The 17,170-nt window shown below is 39.5% G+C and carries 20 protein-coding genes; 17 read left to right on the forward strand and 3 right to left on the reverse strand.

Translation table 11 applies throughout. The features are described 5' to 3' along the window. The 7 genes from nqrE to Q0976_RS08390 all read left to right on the forward strand — a co-directional run bounded on the left by nqrE (window position 1) and on the right by Q0976_RS08390 (window position 5,143). Window positions 1-609 carry an NADH:ubiquinone reductase (Na(+)-transporting) subunit E gene (nqrE, locus tag Q0976_RS08360; RefSeq protein WP_298770350.1) on the forward strand — a complete coding sequence of 203 codons (609 nt, stop codon included), beginning with the start codon at window positions 1-3 and terminating at the stop codon, window positions 607-609. Between the two features lie 46 nt (window positions 610-655). Then, a complete protein-coding gene (gene nqrF / locus Q0976_RS08365; protein WP_299492910.1) occupies window positions 656-1,903 on the forward strand; it encodes an NADH:ubiquinone reductase (Na(+)-transporting) subunit F in 1,248 nt (415 codons plus the stop codon). A gap of 148 nt (window positions 1,904-2,051) precedes the next feature. After that, window positions 2,052-3,071, forward strand: coding sequence for an FAD:protein FMN transferase (locus Q0976_RS08370; RefSeq protein WP_299493157.1), 1,020 nt, complete (start codon window positions 2,052-2,054; stop codon window positions 3,069-3,071). A gap of 12 nt (window positions 3,072-3,083) precedes the next feature. Next, window positions 3,084-3,308 carry a (Na+)-NQR maturation NqrM gene (gene nqrM, locus Q0976_RS08375; RefSeq protein WP_299492912.1) on the forward strand — a complete coding sequence of 75 codons (225 nt, stop codon included), beginning with the start codon at window positions 3,084-3,086 and terminating at the stop codon, window positions 3,306-3,308. A gap of 367 nt (window positions 3,309-3,675) precedes the next feature. After that, a complete protein-coding gene (bfr, locus tag Q0976_RS08380) occupies window positions 3,676-4,143 on the forward strand; it encodes a bacterioferritin (RefSeq protein ID WP_299492914.1) in 468 nt (155 codons plus the stop codon). 17 nt (window positions 4,144-4,160) lie between these two features. After that, window positions 4,161-4,628: a bacterioferritin gene (bfr, locus tag Q0976_RS08385; RefSeq protein WP_299492916.1), complete on the forward strand. Its 468-nt coding sequence runs from the start codon at window positions 4,161-4,163 to the stop codon at window positions 4,626-4,628. 338 nt (window positions 4,629-4,966) lie between these two features. Continuing rightward, on the forward strand, window positions 4,967-5,143 hold the full coding sequence (locus tag Q0976_RS08390) for a hypothetical protein (protein WP_299492918.1): 177 nt from the start codon (window positions 4,967-4,969) through the stop codon (window positions 5,141-5,143). Between the two features lie 52 nt (window positions 5,144-5,195). Here the strand turns inward: Q0976_RS08390 and Q0976_RS08395 are convergent, their stop codons facing one another. Then, the gene (locus Q0976_RS08395) at window positions 5,196-6,443 is read right to left on the reverse strand and encodes an MFS transporter (protein WP_299492920.1); all 1,248 of its coding nucleotides are present in this window, start codon (window positions 6,441-6,443) and stop codon (window positions 5,196-5,198) included. A gap of 205 nt (window positions 6,444-6,648) precedes the next feature. Here Q0976_RS08395 and dinB point away from each other — a divergent pair, with 205 nt between their 5' ends. Then, a complete protein-coding gene (dinB, locus tag Q0976_RS08400) occupies window positions 6,649-7,719 on the forward strand; it encodes a DNA polymerase IV (RefSeq protein WP_299492922.1) in 1,071 nt (356 codons plus the stop codon). An 80-nt stretch (window positions 7,720-7,799) separates the two neighbouring features. On the opposite strand, the gene Q0976_RS08405 is transcribed toward dinB, so the two are convergent. Continuing rightward, complete coding sequence (locus Q0976_RS08405) at window positions 7,800-9,263, reverse strand: aminoacyl-histidine dipeptidase (protein WP_299492924.1); 1,464 nt, start codon at window positions 9,261-9,263, stop codon at window positions 7,800-7,802. 265 nt (window positions 9,264-9,528) lie between these two features. Between Q0976_RS08405 and Q0976_RS08410 the strand changes: the two genes are divergently transcribed. Then, a complete protein-coding gene (locus Q0976_RS08410; RefSeq protein WP_299492926.1) occupies window positions 9,529-11,064 on the forward strand; it encodes a leucyl aminopeptidase family protein in 1,536 nt (511 codons plus the stop codon). A 1,049-nt stretch (window positions 11,065-12,113) separates the two neighbouring features. On the opposite strand, the gene Q0976_RS08415 is transcribed toward Q0976_RS08410, so the two are convergent. Next, the gene (locus tag Q0976_RS08415) at window positions 12,114-12,809 is read right to left on the reverse strand and encodes a helix-turn-helix transcriptional regulator (protein WP_299492928.1); all 696 of its coding nucleotides are present in this window, start codon (window positions 12,807-12,809) and stop codon (window positions 12,114-12,116) included. A gap of 244 nt (window positions 12,810-13,053) precedes the next feature. Between Q0976_RS08415 and Q0976_RS08420 the strand changes: the two genes are divergently transcribed. From Q0976_RS08420 to Q0976_RS08455, 8 genes are all read left to right on the forward strand, one after another. Continuing rightward, window positions 13,054-13,293 (forward strand): hypothetical protein, encoded by a 240-nt coding sequence (locus Q0976_RS08420; protein ID WP_299492930.1) that lies wholly within the window; start codon window positions 13,054-13,056, stop codon window positions 13,291-13,293. A gap of 98 nt (window positions 13,294-13,391) precedes the next feature. Next, entirely contained in the window at window positions 13,392-13,625 is a 234-nt protein-coding gene (locus Q0976_RS08425; RefSeq protein WP_299492932.1) for a helix-turn-helix transcriptional regulator, read from the forward strand. A 178-nt stretch (window positions 13,626-13,803) separates the two neighbouring features. Continuing rightward, entirely contained in the window at window positions 13,804-14,166 is a 363-nt protein-coding gene (locus tag Q0976_RS08430) for a hypothetical protein (RefSeq protein WP_299492934.1), read from the forward strand. Between the two features lie 771 nt (window positions 14,167-14,937). Then, window positions 14,938-15,426: a lysozyme gene (locus Q0976_RS08435; RefSeq protein ID WP_299492936.1), complete on the forward strand. Its 489-nt coding sequence runs from the start codon at window positions 14,938-14,940 to the stop codon at window positions 15,424-15,426. Continuing rightward, the gene (locus Q0976_RS08440) at window positions 15,410-15,898 is read left to right on the forward strand and encodes a hypothetical protein (protein WP_299492938.1); all 489 of its coding nucleotides are present in this window, start codon (window positions 15,410-15,412) and stop codon (window positions 15,896-15,898) included. Before Q0976_RS08435 ends, Q0976_RS08440 begins: the two co-directional genes overlap by 17 nt. Next, a complete protein-coding gene (locus Q0976_RS08445) occupies window positions 15,861-16,187 on the forward strand; it encodes a hypothetical protein (RefSeq protein ID WP_299492940.1) in 327 nt (108 codons plus the stop codon). The genes Q0976_RS08440 and Q0976_RS08445 overlap by 38 nt, the downstream gene beginning before the upstream one ends. Next, window positions 16,184-16,450, forward strand: a complete 267-nt coding sequence (locus Q0976_RS08450) for a holin (RefSeq protein ID WP_299492942.1) — start codon at window positions 16,184-16,186, stop codon at window positions 16,448-16,450. The genes Q0976_RS08445 and Q0976_RS08450 overlap by 4 nt, the downstream gene beginning before the upstream one ends. Further along, a complete protein-coding gene (locus Q0976_RS08455; RefSeq protein ID WP_299492944.1) occupies window positions 16,447-17,148 on the forward strand; it encodes a hypothetical protein in 702 nt (233 codons plus the stop codon). The genes Q0976_RS08450 and Q0976_RS08455 overlap by 4 nt, the downstream gene beginning before the upstream one ends. The last annotated feature ends 22 nt before the right edge of the window (window positions 17,149-17,170 follow it).

Below are 17,170 nucleotides of genomic sequence, written 5' to 3' on the forward strand. Positions count from 1 at the left end.
ATGGAACATTATATTAGTTTATTAATTCGCTCTGTTTTTATCGAAAACATGGCATTGTCTTTCTTCTTGGGGATGTGTACTTTCTTAGCGGTTTCAAAGAAAGTGACCACAGCGATGGGATTGGGGGTAGCGGTTATCGTGGTATTAGCGATTTCTGTGCCTGTTAACCAAATCATCTATCAAGGTATTCTTGCGCCTGGTGCCTTGGCTTGGGCTGGTGCGCCAACAGCAGATTTGAGTTTTCTTAAATTCATTACCTTTATTGGGGTGATTGCGGCTTTAGTGCAAATTCTTGAAATGACGCTAGATAGATACTTTCCACCGCTTTATAACGCGCTGGGTATCTTCTTACCTTTGATCACAGTGAATTGTGCTATTTTTGGTGCGGTTTCTTTCATGGTTGAGCGTGATTACACCTTAACTGAGAGTGTGGTATTTGGTGTGGGTTCGGGTATTGGTTGGGCATTAGCAATTGTCTTGCTAGCGGGTATTCGTGAGAAGCTGAAATATGCTGACGTGCCGGGTGGATTGCGTGGTTTAGGGATCACCTTTGTGACTGCTGGCCTTATGGCATTAGGTTTCATGTCGTTTTCAGGTGTGTCTCTGTAAAGAGACGTATTAACGGCTTCTTTTTAGAACCTTTAAGGATAAGTTAATGGATATGCTTAAATCTACTCCACTTGAGGTTTACTTAGGTGTGGGTATGTTTACCGCTATTGTACTGGTATTGGTATTAGTGATTTTGTTCGCTAAGTCAAAATTAGTACCAAGCGGTGATATAACGATTAGCATCAACGATGATGCTGATAAAGCGATTAAAACCGGTGCGGGTAGCAAGTTATTAGGTGCATTAGCCGATAACGGTATCTTCGTATCGAGTGCGTGTGGTGGTGGTGGCTCTTGTGGTCAATGCCGCGTTGTGGTCAAATCGGGCGGTGGAGACATCTTACCGACTGAGCTTGATCACATCACGAAAGGTGAGGCCCGTGGTGGCTGTCGTCTATCGTGTCAGGTGAATGTGAAATCTGACATGGAAATTGAGCTTGAAGAAGAAATCTTTGGGATTAAAAAGTGGGAATGTGAAGTTATCTCTAATGATAATAAAGCCACTTTCATTAAAGAGTTGAAGCTTGGTATTCCTGATGGTGAATCGGTGCCTTTCCGCGCTGGTGGTTATATTCAAATTGAAGCGCCTGCGCATCATGTTAAATATGCTGATTTTGATGTACCGGCAGAATACCGTGGTGACTGGGAACATTTTGGTTTCTTCAAGTTAGAATCAAAAGTCGACGATGAAACCATTCGTGCTTACTCCATGGCGAACTATCCTGAAGAGGAAGGGATCATCATGTTGAACGTGCGTATTGCGACGCCACCGCCACGTAATTTAACCTTGCCTTGTGGTAAAATGTCATCGTACATTTGGAGCCTAAAAGCGGGCGATAAAGTGACGATTTCTGGCCCATTTGGTGAGTTCTTCGCAAAAGAAACCGATGCTGAGATGGTGTTCATTGGTGGTGGTGCAGGTATGGCCCCAATGCGCTCGCACATCTTCGATCAGCTTAAGCGTCTTAATAGTAAGCGTAAGATCAGTTTCTGGTATGGTGCGCGTTCTAGCCGTGAAATGTTCTATGTTGAAGATTTTGATGGTTTAGCAGCAACCAATGAGAACTTCCAGTGGCATGTGGCACTTTCTGATCCTCAACCAGAGGATAACTGGGATGGTTACACTGGCTTCATTCATAACGTGCTTTATGAGAACTATTTAAGAGATCATGATGCACCTGAAGATTGTGAGTTCTACATGTGTGGTCCTCCAATGATGAACGCAGCTGTGATCGGCATGCTTAAAGATCTTGGTGTAGAAGATGAAAATATTCTACTCGATGATTTTGGTGGTTAATGACCATTGTTGATGTAAAAACTGCAGAGCTAAGGCTCTGCAGTTTTGTTTTAATGGTAAGGATTTATATCTAAATGACTTGAAGTCTCACTAGTAGGCATTGTTATTAGGTCAATTAGGTATGAATATCTAGATAAGGTTTTAGATGATGAAAATGAAAAGGTTTACACATTGGTTTGTTCTGGTAGGTTTTGCTTTTTTGATCTCAGCTTGCAGTCAGCAAGACAAGGTGATTGCATTATCGGGCAACACCATGGGGACGACTTATCATATTAAAATAATGCCGGGTAAAAGCGCTATTGATGCGAAAGCCTTACAAATAAAAATAGACAAGGCATTGGAAGAAGTGAACAATCAGATGTCGACTTACCGTCCTGACTCTGAGCTGTCTCGTTTTAACCAAATGAGTAGTCATGAGACAATCAATGTGTCACCTGATACTGTTAAAGTGATTAACGAAGCGATTAAACTTTATAAAATTACTGATGGCGCCTTAGATATTACGCTTGGGCCCTTGGTGAATCTATGGGGATTTGGTCCTGATAAGCGCCCAGTAACAGAGCCGACTCAAGCAGATATTGATAAACAAAGAGCGAGAACAGGGATCCAATATATCAAAGTGAGTGGCACTCAGTTGAGTAAAGCCCATGATGATCTATATGTTGATTTATCCTCTATCGCCAAAGGTTTTGGGGTAGATAAAGTGGCAGCATTGTTAGATCAATATCAACCACAAGGTTACTTGGTCGAAGTGGGCGGTGAAATTAGACTCAAAGGCACAAAAGGTGATAATCAACCTTGGCGTATTGCCGTAGAGCAGCCATCAGAAGAGGGAGTTGCGGTCCAGCAAGTGATTAGTCCGGGCAATATGTCGATGGCAACTTCGGGTGATTATCGTAATTACTATGAAGAAGATGGTCAGCAGTTTTCTCATCTTATCGATCCACGTACAGGCTACCCTATTAAACACAGATTAGCGTCAGTGACAGTACTGAATAAAGATTGCATGGTGGCAGACGGATACGCAACGGCCATGATGGTGCTAGGAACACAAGCGTCCTTAGCCCTTGCTAAACGTGAAAATCTTGCGATAATGTTAATAGAGAAACGAGATGATGGCTTTAAGGTTTTTTATAGCGACGCCTTTAAACCCTTTGTTTCACAGTAGTAGAGGTTATTTATGAGCAGTTTTATTGCCGCATTCGTGGTGTTATTAGCCTTTTTCTTTTTAATGTCGATAGGCTACTTATTAAAGCAAAAAGCAGTTGCAGGCAGCTGTGGAGGTTTGGGAAGTTTAGGCATTGATAAAGCGTGTGATTGTGATGACCCTTGCGATAAGCGTAAAGCAAAAATGGAAGATGAGGCTTCTCGCAATGAGAAGTTATCAAAAAATCGCATTATTTAATGGCTGAATAAACAATAAATAGTGCTTAAAGGCTACCTAAAAGGTAGCCTTTTTTATATTTTATTATTACTTCACTTTTTATTAATAGTGCTATTTCATATTAAAAATTTGATTTTTAGTATCAAAAATAGATTGTCCATATCACTTATGACAAGCAAGTCTTTGGTTTTTAGATTGTTACTTATTGATACTTTAGTTAGGAATTATAGTCGAAATGAGAATGATTAACATTGTATAAGCATCTGAAAATATTAATTAATTTGATTTATTTGTTCATTGTCCTATTATTTTACTATTGGTCACTTTATCCATTACTATTTAATCTTTTTATGTTGAGCCACTAACCGATCAATTAAGGGAGCTAATTATGAAAGGTCATGCAAATGTGCTGACTCAGTTAAATAAAATTCTAACTTGTGAGTTAACAGCAATTAACCAGTATTTTTTACATGCGCGTATGTTTAAGAATTGGGGATTGAATGAACTCGATGAAAAGGAATATAAAAAATCCATTCAAGATATGAAGCATGCAGATAAACTTATCGAACGTATATTATTTCTTGAGGGGTTACCCAATTTACAACAGCTCGATAAATTGCGTATTGGTGAGCATGCCGAGGAAATGCTTCTGTGCGATAAAACCATGCTTGAAGCACAATTGATTTCGCTAAGGCAAGCTATTAATGTTTGTGAAAATGAGCAAGATTATGTTTCAAGAGATTTATTTGAGGATTTATTAGAGGATGAAGAAGAGCATCTAGATTGGATAGAAGCGCAACAAGATTTGATTGCTATGGCAGGAATTAAGAATTACTTGCAATCTAAAATGGATTAAATGCAGAGGAAATTATCATGAAAGGTAACAGTGAGATTATTGATATGCTGAACAGTTTACTTGCGGGTGAACTTTCAGCAATGGATCAATATTTTGTTCATGGACTCATGTATGAAGACTGGGGACTTAATCAATTACATGAACAAATATCACATGAATCAGAAGACGAAAGAGGACATGCTCGACAGCTCATCCAACGTATTTTATTTTTAGAAGGGACGCCTAATGTTGTAAAGCGCGAAGCATTAATGATAGGAAAAACCCCAAAAGAGATGCTGGAAAATGATTTGCAGTATGAGTACATGATAGCAGGCCATTTACGCCAAGCGATTAAACTGTGTGAAGAAAAACAAGATTTTCAGACTCGTGAAATTCTAGAGGTGTTATTAGAAGATACTGAGTCGGATCATATGTATTGGTTGGAAAAACAATTAGGGTTAATTGAAAAAATAGGTCTAGACAATTACTTACAATCAAAAATGTGATGATATCAATGAGGGGTTATGATGTGTGACTGAGGTTTTTGACGATATATTAGGCTTAATTAATGACTTTTTTGTGATAGTTGTAAATTTAATGTTAATTTTAGCTTGAGTTTTTTTGTTGAATAAGGTTATCTTTAGTAAGAGTTACAAGCTAAAGAGGTTCTGGTTAGCGCTAATGTTGGGGGCTATTATCGGATTAGTATTAGCTTTTTCTGGACTGTATTAATGAGTTGACATGGTTTTGTTATCTTGGCTTCAATTCATCATTGACTGTTAATGCAGAGAATTCTTTATGAAGTAAATCGGTACACTTTTTAGTGTAGATTAAAGAGGTCATAATGAGTCACATAGAAGAGTTATCACAGAGTAATGGTGAACTGAGAAATGCAGTGTGCTTATTGCTATTGCGTATTGGAACACTTGAAGAGGCTCTCAATCAGCAATCCACGCCAACCCCTACGACTTCATCAATATTATCAGATGACGAAATGGCCATGTTGAATCAGTTGTTTTAGTTGAGCCTTATGTTTTACTTTACACCTTTTGGATTAAAATGACTCCTTTGATTTAATTCTCCTTAATTTCTTTTTTTGATACAAGGACAAAAGCCAGTATTCCAAGCACGCATATGTAGTATGCTGGAGCCATTAAATAGTTTTCATTGATCAAAAATGCAGCCAAAATAGGGGCTGTCCCTCCTATCATTGCGACAGATAAACTGTAAATAAAGCTATTACCTGTACAGCGAATATGCAGGGGTAAGGCATCAAACATATATTTAAAAATTGTTGCAGAAATGCCCGCGTTAGCTACGACATAGAGGCTTAACCCAATGATGATGATCGTATCATTGCTCATGCTTGCTCCCCAAAAAAGTATCAGTGCCATTAATCCGATACTTGGGATCATTATTTTCATGATGGTTTTTAAGCCAATATACTCAGTAATCATGGCCATAATGGGAATTAACAAAGTCACGCCTGCTTGTGTTAGCATCATGTATGTACTAGCTTCACGCATCGTATAATCTAACTTAGTGATCATATAACTCATAAAATAAACATTGCAGGTATAAATATAGAGGCACATAAAAGCGGCGATGACAGCAATGTTAAATAAACGGCCTTTATGGCTTGAAAGCTCCTGAAATATTGTGCGCGTATTTTTTTGTACTAGCATGGATGTGTATTGAGGTGACTCTGATAAAGAGGTTCGAAAAAGCATAATCGTTAAAGATACAATACCGGTAATAATAAAGGCTAAACGCCAAGCTTCACTGTAAGTGATTTGACTAATCGTATAAGCCATAAGGCCACCCGTAAACATGCCTGCCGAAGCCGCCGTTCCGACCCAACTTCCTGCTAATATTTTATGTTTGTTGGCATGTTCAATTAAGTAAATCGAGGCATTATTGAACTCTCCTGCAACAGCAATACTTTGAATAAAACGACATAACAGTAACAAAATGGGAGCCATTATGCCTATGTATTGATAACTAGGAATTAATCCAATCCCTATAGTGGCTAAAGCAATAAGAAACGCACTAATGATAAGGGGTGGGCGTCTTCCCTTTTTATCGGCATAGTAACCAAATAATAATCCCCCTAAAGGGCGCCCAATATAAGAAATGGCAAAAATACCATATGTAAAAATTAATGCGTTATTACCTAACGCATGTGGAAAAAAATATTGACTGATAATAGTGCCAAGATACAAGTAAAGGGCATATTCCACCCATTCTATATAGACGATACTGGTTGTTAAAAGAGTGCGTTTCATTGCACTGGGCAGTAACCTTGTGGTTGGCAAGTTCATGATAATGCGTTGCGTTAGGTATGAGATTGATTAGTTTGAATGACTTCTATCAAGATTAAAAGGCCAATGTGCTTGTTAATGTGACTTTATAGTCTTTGTAGGGGACTTTCATTTAACCAGTCGAATTAAGTACAATCATCTTTGATACTGTTTTTATATACAGTATAATGGTGGTGAGTTAGCTTTTATATTTTAAGGAGTAGCATTGAGAAAGATAATTCATATTGACATGGACTGTTATTTTGCTGCTGTTGAGATGCGAGATTTTCCAGAACTAAGAGGTAAACCGATTGCGGTGGGAGGACGTAGTGACAGGCGTGGCGTGATCAGTACCTGTAATTATGAAGCTCGTGAATATGGGGTGCGATCTGCAATGGCCTCTGCCTATGCGTTAAGGCTGTGTCCAGATTTAATTTTAGTGCCGGGGAGAATGTCTGTTTATAAGAGTGTGTCACAGCAGATCCAGCATATTTTTAGACGATACACTGATTTAATTGAACCGCTTTCATTAGATGAAGCTTATTTAGATATAACTGATTGTCAATGTTCTGCGACACGCATTGCAGAAGAGATCAGAGCGACTATTTTTGCTGAAACAGGATTAACCGCTTCAGCAGGCATTGCACCTGTAAAATTTTTAGCCAAAATTGCCTCAGATTTAAATAAGCCTAATGGGCAATATGTTATTTTACCTAAAATGGTTCCCGATTTTGTCAAGTCTCTCCCTCTTAAGAAAATCCCTGGTGTAGGAAAAGTGACGGCTAAAAAATTAGCGGATTTAGGTTTATATACTTGTGGCGATATACAAGATTTTTCCCATTCAACGCTTCTTACTAAATTTGGTAAGTTTGGGGCATTACTCATCGAGCGTGCGCAAGGCATCGACGCTAGAGGTATTTCTCCGCATCGTATCCGTAAATCAGTGGGGGTGGAAACTACATTGGCTAACGATATTTTTACTCTTTCTCAATGCCAATCTGTGATGGAGTCGTTGATTTTAGAGCTCACTAAAAGAGTACAAAGAAGCGCGAAAGGCAGAAAAATTAATAAGCAAGTGGTGAAGTTAAAGTTTAACGACTTTAAACAAACAACGGTTGAGCATCGCAGCGATGAAATATCATTGAATTTGTTTTATACCTTATTAGAGCAAGCATTAGCGAGGTGCAATGAGCGGGGTATTCGTTTAGTGGGTATTTCGGTGGGGTTAAGTGATGAAGATAAAGCAGCTGAAGCAGACAAAGCTACTCAAACTGCTCAGCTGGATCTCGATTTTTGAGGGGCTAAAAACAATATTAGAGAGATCTGAAAAGAAACCAAACTCCTCAATAAGATCAGTTTGGTTCCTTTTTGAGGGCATTATTCACCTTTTACGGGAATGCGCTCTAAAATCGCCAGTAATAATGTCCAGTATTGACCAACGGTAGTAATATTAACTTTTTCATCAGGACTATGAGGGTAACGAATAGTCGGACCAATAGAGACCATATCCATATCAGGATAAGGCTTTTTAAACAGACCACATTCAAGGCCAGCATGAATAACCATGATGGTTGGCTCTTTATGATAAATAGCTTCATATGTATCACGTACACTTGCCATTACAGGTGAGCTGTTATCGGGTTTCCATCCAGGGTATGCACCACTGAACTCGACCTTAGCGCCAGCTAGTTGTCCCAGAGCGTTGAGCATACCTTCGACATTGTCTCGGCCTGAGTCCATTAAAGAACGAATTAAACATAATAAGGTGACATTGTCTTTACGGGTATTAATAACACCGAGATTGAGAGAGGTTTCTGTCACGCCTTCTATTTCGTCACTCATGCGGATAACCCCATTAGGGCAGGCATGAATAAGATTAATGAGTCCATTTTGACTCGCCTCTGCCATCACTGAAGTGGGGATGACAACTTCGGTTAAGATAAGCTCAACGTCTGGCTCGATAACTGCTAACTCTTGACGAAGCAAGGCTTGATATTCTGCGATATCATTTTGTAACTGAGATAAGCTATTAGACGGTATAGTAAACTCGATTTCAGCCTCACGGGGAATAGCGTTACGAAGCGATCCCCCTTCAAAGTGGGCTAGCTGTATCGATAAGCTTTGTGCATGATCAAATAAAAAACGGGCTAATAATTTATTCGCATTGCCTCGCCCAAGGTGGATATTCACACCGGAGTGACCGCCTTTTAGGCCAGTTAAGCTTAAACGGAAACCTTGTGTTTGCTGGTTTGGGCTCTGCCATTGCATAGGTAAGCTAAGCTCGCCATCAACGCCGCCGGCGCAGCCCATATAAATTTCACCTTCTTGTTCAGAATCGGTATTAATGAGGATTTCAGCGTCTAACATACCTGCTTCTAGGCCAAAAGCACCTGTCATACCGGCTTCTTCATCTATGGTGAGTAGGACTTCCAAAGGCCCATGTACAATATCATGACTGTCAAGTACAGCTAAAGCGGATGCCATGCCAATACCATTATCGGCGCCTAATGTTGTCCCTCTGGCTTTTACCCAATCGCCGTCAATGTAAGCATCAATAGGATCTTTTTCAAAATCATGATCTTTATCAGCATTTTTTTGTGGAACCATATCTAAATGAGCTTGAAGTACCACCGTTTTACGGTTTTCCATGCCTACTGTGGCAGGTTTTCGAATAATAAGGTTGCCCACTTTATCTTCAACAATAGAGAGGTTTTTGTTTGTTGCCCAAGTTTGAATATGTTGGCTTAGGGCTTGTTCATGTTTAGAAGGGTGTGGAATAGCACAAATTTGCTCGAACCACTGCCATAATACTGGCGGTTGCAATTGACTTAAAGAAGACACAAATACACTCCTAATTGATGTGGGGGTCGTTGGATATTATCAATGAAACGGCTGCGAGTCAGTGTTTGAAAAGTGATTTCTTTTTCACCGCGATTTGTTTTTCTTTTATCAGTAAGCTGAGCATGTGAAAATGATTGCAACTGTTTATGATTTTATGTTTTAAAGGTGTAGTTAAAAAGTTGCATTATTCTAGCATAACTACACGTTAAAGCAGCATGAAATAATATTCGCAGGATCAGTCATGCTATTAAGGGGAGAGGGATAAATGAAATCAGTTAATTTTGTGGATGTTAAAGACGAAAACGCCATATTTGATGGGCAGGGGTGGGATGCACTCATTGTGGTGACTCATTCACTCAAAGACATTGCGTTTGATGAAGTACGATTATTTGCCGAGCATGCTGCCTCGGTTGATAAAAGAGTGGGTCAAGCGACGAGCTTATTATTAGCCCCAGGCTTAGCAGGCGGAAAGCTCATTATAGCGCCTGTGCTTTCATGCGAAGATGAGTATCAAGATGTTCGTATTTACAGTGAGGCGGCTAAAGCGGGTATCAAGATGGCAAGCGCATCGGGTTCAAAGCGGCCATTACTCATGGTGGTGGACTCAACTGATGACCGTTTTTCATTTGCCAAAAATGTCTCTTCTTTAGCGTGTGCACAGGCAATGTGGCAGCCTTTGGAAAAAAGAGAAGCAGAAACGGACTGTGTGTCGATACATGAAATTGGATTGTTTACGCTAAATGATCTAGGGCAAAAACTCAGTGCAATTGAAGCGGGTAAACAGCTGGCGCGCGATTTATGTGGTACAGAGCCCGAGAGAATGTCGGCTATTCATTTTAGTGAGTATTGTCAATTGGCCTTTGAGGGCCCAGAGATTGATATTGAGGTTGTTGATAATATTGATCTGTTAACACAAGATTATCCCTTATTAAGCGGCGTTGCGAGAGCATCAATTGCAGTGCCACGGCATCATCCTAGAGTTGTTAAGTTAGCCTATTGTGGTGATGGAGAAATTACTCGAACTTTCTTTTTTGCTGGAAAAGGGGTGATTTACGATACGGGAGGTGCAGATATTAAGGTTGCTGGTGGTATGGCTGGCATGAGTAGAGACAAAGGTGGCGCTGCGGCAGTGGCAGGTCTAATGAAGACGTTATCTTTACTAAAACCTAAAGGAATACGTGTGGTTGCGCAGTTAGGATTAGTGCGAAATAGTATTGGTAGTGATGCCTTTGTGACCGATGAAATTATTACCAGCCATGCTAATTGTCGAGTCCGCATTGGCAATACTGATGCTGAAGGTCGATTAGTATTGGCTGATTTACTGTCTCATTTACGTATTGAGGCGCAAGGTGCTCAAGCGCCTGAGCTTTATTCGGTTGCGACCTTAACGGGTCATGTGGTGCGATGCTATGGAGGCTATACGGCAATAGTTGAAAACAGTGTCGCTAAAAAAGAAGGTATTGGCCTGAATATTCAAAAGCATGCACAGCAGTGGGGTGAACCAATAGAGTGCTCATCATTACGTCGAGAAGATTTCCAAAAAATTGTCGATCCTTCTGGGGCTGCGCAGGTGTTGTCATCAAATAACGGACCGTCGGCGATTACGGCAAGAGGTCACCAATATCCAGCGGCTTTCTTATTAAAGGCATCAGGGTTATTTGATCATGGATTAAACAGTGAGTTACCTTTGCCATTCTCACATATCGATATAGCAGGAAGTTCTGTTGAAGGTCATCCACATTATGGCAGTCCGACAGCCAGCCCTGTGGCGAGTTTGATTAATTATATTGTTGAAGGCTGATATTTGACATTGGCGTGTTCTAAAAATGCCCCCTGTTGTTTTTTTACAGCAAGGGGCATTTTTTTGATTAAAAAAGGCGTTGTTGTGAGTATGATTTTTAAATTTGTCGGTTAAAAAAGATTATTAGTGATCCATAATATAATTAGTACAACAATTAAGTTATTGTTTTTGTTGTTTAAGTTTATTTGTTTGTTTTTTTATTACCAAATGGGCCGAAAAAAAGACTTTTTACAAAAATACTTGTAATAAAATTACATGTGATCTATAATGCTTTTCATCGGTTAGCCACTAGCTAGTCGTTACAGTCTATCTAGGAAGGATAATTCTCCAAGGAATCGAGCGACAGGTTGACGTCTATACCTAAAAATAGATATTAGCTAGTCTGTTCAGCTAAGTTTCACTAGAGTAATTTTATTACAACTTTGTTAGGAGTACGAAAATGGCTTATTCACAAATGAATACTGTTTACTGGCAAAATATTTGGTTCAATGCGAATGTTTTGCGTGGCGGAATTTACGCCATGTCGTTTAAAGGTTAACCCGCTTTTAAACGTGATTTTTGTTTTATCCATCAACCTTAAAGCACCTATTTGGTGTCGCTAGACTCAAGTGTTATGTTGTATGACTTAACCTAGATTAACGCCTTTTTGCGGTAACCTAATTCCTTTTGGATGACTTGAATATGTCTGACCTGCTCATTGAGCAGGTTTTTTTTTGGTTTTTTTAAGATTAAGCAAAAAAAGGCTGCGGGGTTAATTCAAAAATGCTTGTCAGTAGCTTCTTGCCCGCAATAATACTGAATACCAGAACACTTCACCTATGGCTTGAATCGATTTTGTTTATTTTTTGGCTGAAACGACAAAGGCTGATGGGTGCTCCCTATGTTTCGAATCATAATTCTGATTAATAACATATGGATAAGCTGTAATGGTTACAATAACACTGAATACCAGAACACTTCACCATGACTTGAATCGATTTTGTTGGTTTTTTAGATGAAATGACAAAGGCTGACGGTTAATTCAAAAATGCTTGCGAGTAGCTTCTTGTCTACAATAACACTGAATACCAGAACACTTTGCCGATGAGCTGAATTAAGCTGGCTTGCTGCTTGTCATAATGTTCATCTGGGTACTCATCACTATTATAACTGCGAAGACGGATCCCGCCACCGGGAAGTTGATAAACTAATTTAACCCGCAGCATACCATCATGATTAATGGCATACATTTTTCCATCAATGATTTCTTTTTTTGCGGTGTCGATACCCACTGTTGAACCTGTCGGTAAAACGGGTTCCATGCTACTGCCGTTCACTTTGACGCAAGCGGCATGTTCAGCTTCGACACCTTGTCGTCTTAATGTGGATTTGGCAAAACGCAGTTTAGGGCCATGATTTTCGCTTATTGCAATTGCGCCATCACCGGCGGCAAGTTCGACTTCAGTAAAGAAAGGCACTTCTAATTCATCCTTGCTTAAAATAGTGTCATTACCCCAAGGCTCAATGGATCCTACCCATTCAGCATCAGTTCTTGTGTCTTTATTGGCTTTATCTCCATACATCAACCAGTCAGGTGAGCAGTTCAGGGCTTTCGCTAATGCCATGATTTTTGAGGTAGACGTGGTTTTGCCTGATACTAATTTGTGCACCATGACTTGAGAGATATTCGCTCTATCGGCCAATTCTTTTTGAGTGAGGCCAACCGCTTTAAGCCTGTCTTTAATGTTGTTTGCAAGTATGTTCATTTGTTCATTATATTACCATAGTTATAAAATTCAACTAACTTTGGTTATTGCTTTTTGTTAACTTTGGTTATATAATGGTTATATTCAAGTTAACTCTGTGCTGAAATTCCTGCTTAGGATAACCATTAGGAATGTCATTTTGTGTGTTAAGTGCAATATCACTTAATAATGAGGCTTGATAAAAATCATGTTATCCATATGGATATAAATGGAGAGTGTAATAGGGAATTCGTGGAGGTAGGTGATGTCTGATGGTGCAGATGATGCTCAGATATTAGTCGAGTGGCGAATAAAATCGAGTTTGTCAAAAATAACCAAAGTAATAGAATGTGGAACAGGGCAATGCTATTTTTGTTTAGAAACTATCGATGTTCCACAACGATTTTGTGATAGCGATTGCCGTGATGATTATGAACGTTTGCGTAAGCTTGAATGGTTAAAATGGGGAAGCCGACCTTGGGGTATTGATGCTGTTAACTTTTAATACATTGATTTTTAGATTAAAACCAGTTTTAAAATAAGGTCTGTTTAAGTCAGTTAACTTGCCATTAGTATTTCATTATAAGAAGACAGGGAGAAAACATGGAGCGACAAATCGTGAAAGCACGCGGATTTGAGATTTTGAAAACGGGTAGAAGATTAAGAGGCTTAACCCAGATTGAAGTAGCTGAAACCTATGGTATTAATTCAAAAACTTATCAAAGGTGGGAGCGGGGATCAACCGCAGTCTCTTATGATGATTTAACGGCAATTTGTGAATTAGTATTTAAGATCCCAGTAACAGACGTTAAGAAAGCCGTCAGTTACACCCAATAAAATAACTATAGTTAATTTAAGGCGGGTTAGGTTAATAGCTCGGGGTGAATTGGTGATGTGTTTAACTGTTAAGGGTGACAAACTTAAAGGCATACTTAATTTTTCACCATGAAATGTAGGCGAAGCACTGAATAAGCTTAATAATCAAATAAGAGATTTAAAAAAGGGATGAAAATCAATGGCAATACATAGCATGATGGAAACGACAGATGTCCTTGCAACAATGAGCATGAAAACACTGCGTCATGAATTGTCGATATGGGGTCGTTACTGGAGAGCGCAAGAGTATGGACGAGGATTTGCTAGAAGAAGTGCTTGTGACAGGTTAGGGGAGACACATTCGAGTTCGAATGTCCATGAGATGGCGACGCCAAAACATATTGCAATTTATGATGGCTTAATTGATGCTTTGAGTCTTGAGTGCCGCAGAGCATTGAGAGCACAATACATATGCAAGAAAGATTGGGCATTGTTGGGATTTGAATCGAAAAAATCTCATGTTTATTGGTTAAGAAGAGCCGAAGGAGCTTTGCTTGATTAGACTATTTCTTTTTTCATTGGCATTATTATTCGTTATGAATTCCTATCCCCTTTTTAGATAAAGAATGTATTTATCGCTAATAGATAATAATACCCTTATTTTATAATGTTTATTAATATTAACCTGACTTGCTTGTTGAATGCCAATTAAAAGCCATTTCTAATTTATTAGAAATGGCTTTTTTTAAATAATAAATTTATAAACTAAGGGACAGTTTTAGGGCTGTAAATGAAAGTGGAAAAGCCTATAATGTGTCTATGCTGGTAAAAGATGTATTCGATGATATTGTTGTGAGCTTTTTAAAGAGCAATGTTTTCTACGATAAGGTTAATATCATACTGCACTGTCATTGAAGTATTTTTGATTTTGATTTTTATTTTTCTTTATTCAATTAGGTTGGCGTTATTATTGTTTTAATAGGGTTAGAATAGGACACTTTTGGGGCTACTCTTTCAAATGAAAAACATTATAATATGCCTATTCTGGAGAAACCTTTAAATATAAACGATATAAAGGTTAAATGTTAATATTAAATGTATGCTTCAAGTATTAAAATAATTTTTTCAACATTACTCTAAGATGAGATTTTTCAGATAAGCGATATATAGAAGTATTATAGCTCAGTGCTATATATGATAGCATTATACACTTTTATTAATTACCTGCTGCCATACATCTTTCAGATTAAGCTCATTGAATTGAACCATAAATTTAATATACCTGTTTAACTCATTTATTCAATTTACCCCAATAGTGATATAAGGAGGCGATATGGCTATTTCTCAACGATTAATGGCCCTAGGGCTCACCAGTGCCGTTGCCTTATCTGGAGGCATGTTGGTGGCCGAAAATGAAGGGTTAGTGCTAGGCACTTATCTTGATCCTATAGGTATTGTGACGAGCTGTTACGGCCATACTCATGAAGCGTTGAAATTAGGCCAAGACTTTACTGAAGCCCAATGCTTGGAACAATTAGCAGTAGATTTGAGTCATTATAATGAGCGACTACTGGCGCTTTCTCCCCCTTTGTCTCAAGGAGAACATATGGCGTATTTAAGCTTTATTTACAATGTGGGTATAGGCGCATTCACGCGTTCAACATTACGTAAAAAATTGCAAAATGACGATCGCATTGGTGCTTGTAAAGAGCTTAAGCGTTGGGTTTATGCGGCGGGGGAAAAGTTGGCAGGGCTCGTGCGGCGCAGGCAATCAGAATTTGTTTTTTGTACAAGGAATTTAGCTTATGTTCGCCCTATTTAGTCAAAATAGTCTAGTGATCTTATCGCTTATGTTAGTCGGTGTCCTTAGCTACGCCACTGTTTTGCAACTACGCTTCGATGCGGCGAAAGCTCAGATTGAAGCCATGACATTTCAAGAGTCCATGTTGCAAACAGACTTAGACACGCTAAGAGGGGTGATCCGCACCCAAACGGAGCAGCAACGGCAAATGGTGAATGAATTTAATTTACTGGCTGAGTTAAATAAAGCTAATGCTCAAGCTAAAAAGGCATTATCAACTGAGCTTAACCAACAGATACAGTTACTGGATAATTTAATGGAGGCTGATAATGAGCAGGCTAATGTATGGGCTACTGAGCCTATTCCTGTGGATGTTAGCAGGGTGCTCGAGCACACCAGTGATTGTGCGAACGCTGCCTTACAGCCAAGTGCTGTATGTCTTACCACCCAAAAATATGATAGTCAGGTGTCAGATCCCGCGATTTTTAAATAATGAGGCGTTAACTCAGCACTCCCTGTCTAAAGCACTCGCGATAGAGGGCGATATTGGACAGACTTCTTCAGTGACTATTTGGCCTATTTCGTCTACAGAAGCATCTACTACAGCACCCATTGCAAAACATGCCATCAATAGGCAAACCAATGCCGATTTGATCCAATATACGATAAAACTCATTGCCAGCTTGAGACGTTGTAATGCCGATTGGCAGCGGATCGATAGCTGGTATTTGATGAAAAAAGTGGAACAAGAAAAAAGAAAGGAGCAGGGAGGTGTGAGATGAGTAGCTTAGAGGGAACGGGTATTCAAAGAGTGCTCAGTCATGCCTCTTATAGCGCTTCGGTGACAACAGCAGCAGGAAGTGCATTAAGCGTTAATGATTGGGCCCTATTGTTGGGGATACTATTGGCGGCATCAACCTTTACAACCAATTGGGTTTATCGAGCTCGGCAGAATAAGCGCGACAATGAAAAGCATGAATTGGAAAAGCAATGGTTGAAGTTACGTCTTCAAAAATGTTTACAAGATGATGGCGAGGATGAGTGATTTTAATCTCAGTCTCGCCGCAGTGGAATAACGCAGCAATGTCAAAAGAAGGGGACGATATGGAGCAAAACACATTATCGGTGAGTAAACCCAGTGAGTTTTATCAAGCCATTAAACAAGCGTTGCAAGCCTTGATCATTCAGTGGAAAGCCCAAGGAGTGGTTGAACAGGTCAATATAGAAAGTTATCAGGGGTCAGAGCAGCAAGCGAAATCTTATGGCGCTTTGAGCCTTCTGACTATTTTCATCGAATTTGAATGGCAAGTCGAACATGCGCTTAATTACCAAGGTCAGTATGGGCACGCCTATCATATCAAGCTGTATTGTGCAGTGCCTCAAAGGGCTGCGGATAATAACGATCCCAATACAAACGTTGAGCTGCTTAGCCTAGACCTATTGGCGCAGCTTACTCGCTTAGTCGATGACAATACTTGGGGCATTAATCCGCTACAAATCGATAAGCCAGAATACTTGAATACCAGTGGGTGTGATTTTCATTTGATTAATCAGGATCTCGTTAATTCTGATATATCTGATACAAGCAATGAGCAAGTGGGCGTGAGAGTGTTGAGTTGGCGGCAAACCTTATATTTAGGTGAGGGTAATCAGGTTGAACCCGAGTCTAGAGCAGGCATTCGAGTCGCGGCTAACCCGCTTGATATTGATTTAACCGATGAGTATCGAACCATTCTAAGGTAGGCAGTCCCAATCTCCACATTCA

It is taken from the genome of uncultured Shewanella sp. (genome assembly GCF_947501665.1).
Classification (GTDB): Bacteria; Pseudomonadota; Gammaproteobacteria; order Enterobacterales; family Shewanellaceae; genus Shewanella.

Coding starts and splice junctions, on each gene's coding strand:
- bfr (WP_299492916.1), top strand. CDS start 4,161: ATGAAAGGTAACAGTGAGATTATTGATATGCTGAACAGTTTACTTGCG.
- nqrF (WP_299492910.1), top strand. CDS start 656: ATGGATATGCTTAAATCTACTCCACTTGAGGTTTACTTAGGTGTGGGT.
- Q0976_RS08370 (WP_299493157.1), top strand. CDS start 2,052: ATGAAAATGAAAAGGTTTACACATTGGTTTGTTCTGGTAGGTTTTGCT.
- Q0976_RS08430 (WP_299492934.1), top strand. CDS start 13,804: ATGGCAATACATAGCATGATGGAAACGACAGATGTCCTTGCAACAATG.
- Q0976_RS08410 (WP_299492926.1), top strand. CDS start 9,529: ATGAAATCAGTTAATTTTGTGGATGTTAAAGACGAAAACGCCATATTT.
- nqrM (WP_299492912.1), top strand. CDS start 3,084: ATGAGCAGTTTTATTGCCGCATTCGTGGTGTTATTAGCCTTTTTCTTT.
- bfr (WP_299492914.1), top strand. CDS start 3,676: ATGAAAGGTCATGCAAATGTGCTGACTCAGTTAAATAAAATTCTAACT.
- Q0976_RS08440 (WP_299492938.1), top strand. CDS start 15,410: ATGTTCGCCCTATTTAGTCAAAATAGTCTAGTGATCTTATCGCTTATG.
- Q0976_RS08395 (WP_299492920.1), bottom strand. CDS start 6,443: ATGAACTTGCCAACCACAAGGTTACTGCCCAGTGCAATGAAACGCACT.
- Q0976_RS08390 (WP_299492918.1), top strand. CDS start 4,967: ATGAGTCACATAGAAGAGTTATCACAGAGTAATGGTGAACTGAGAAAT.
- Q0976_RS08435 (WP_299492936.1), top strand. CDS start 14,938: ATGGCTATTTCTCAACGATTAATGGCCCTAGGGCTCACCAGTGCCGTT.
- Q0976_RS08445 (WP_299492940.1), top strand. CDS start 15,861: ATGATAGTCAGGTGTCAGATCCCGCGATTTTTAAATAATGAGGCGTTA.
- Q0976_RS08420 (WP_299492930.1), top strand. CDS start 13,054: ATGTCTGATGGTGCAGATGATGCTCAGATATTAGTCGAGTGGCGAATA.
- nqrE (WP_298770350.1), top strand. CDS start 1: ATGGAACATTATATTAGTTTATTAATTCGCTCTGTTTTTATCGAAAAC.
- Q0976_RS08425 (WP_299492932.1), top strand. CDS start 13,392: ATGGAGCGACAAATCGTGAAAGCACGCGGATTTGAGATTTTGAAAACG.
- Q0976_RS08450 (WP_299492942.1), top strand. CDS start 16,184: ATGAGTAGCTTAGAGGGAACGGGTATTCAAAGAGTGCTCAGTCATGCC.
- Q0976_RS08415 (WP_299492928.1), bottom strand. CDS start 12,809: ATGAACATACTTGCAAACAACATTAAAGACAGGCTTAAAGCGGTTGGC.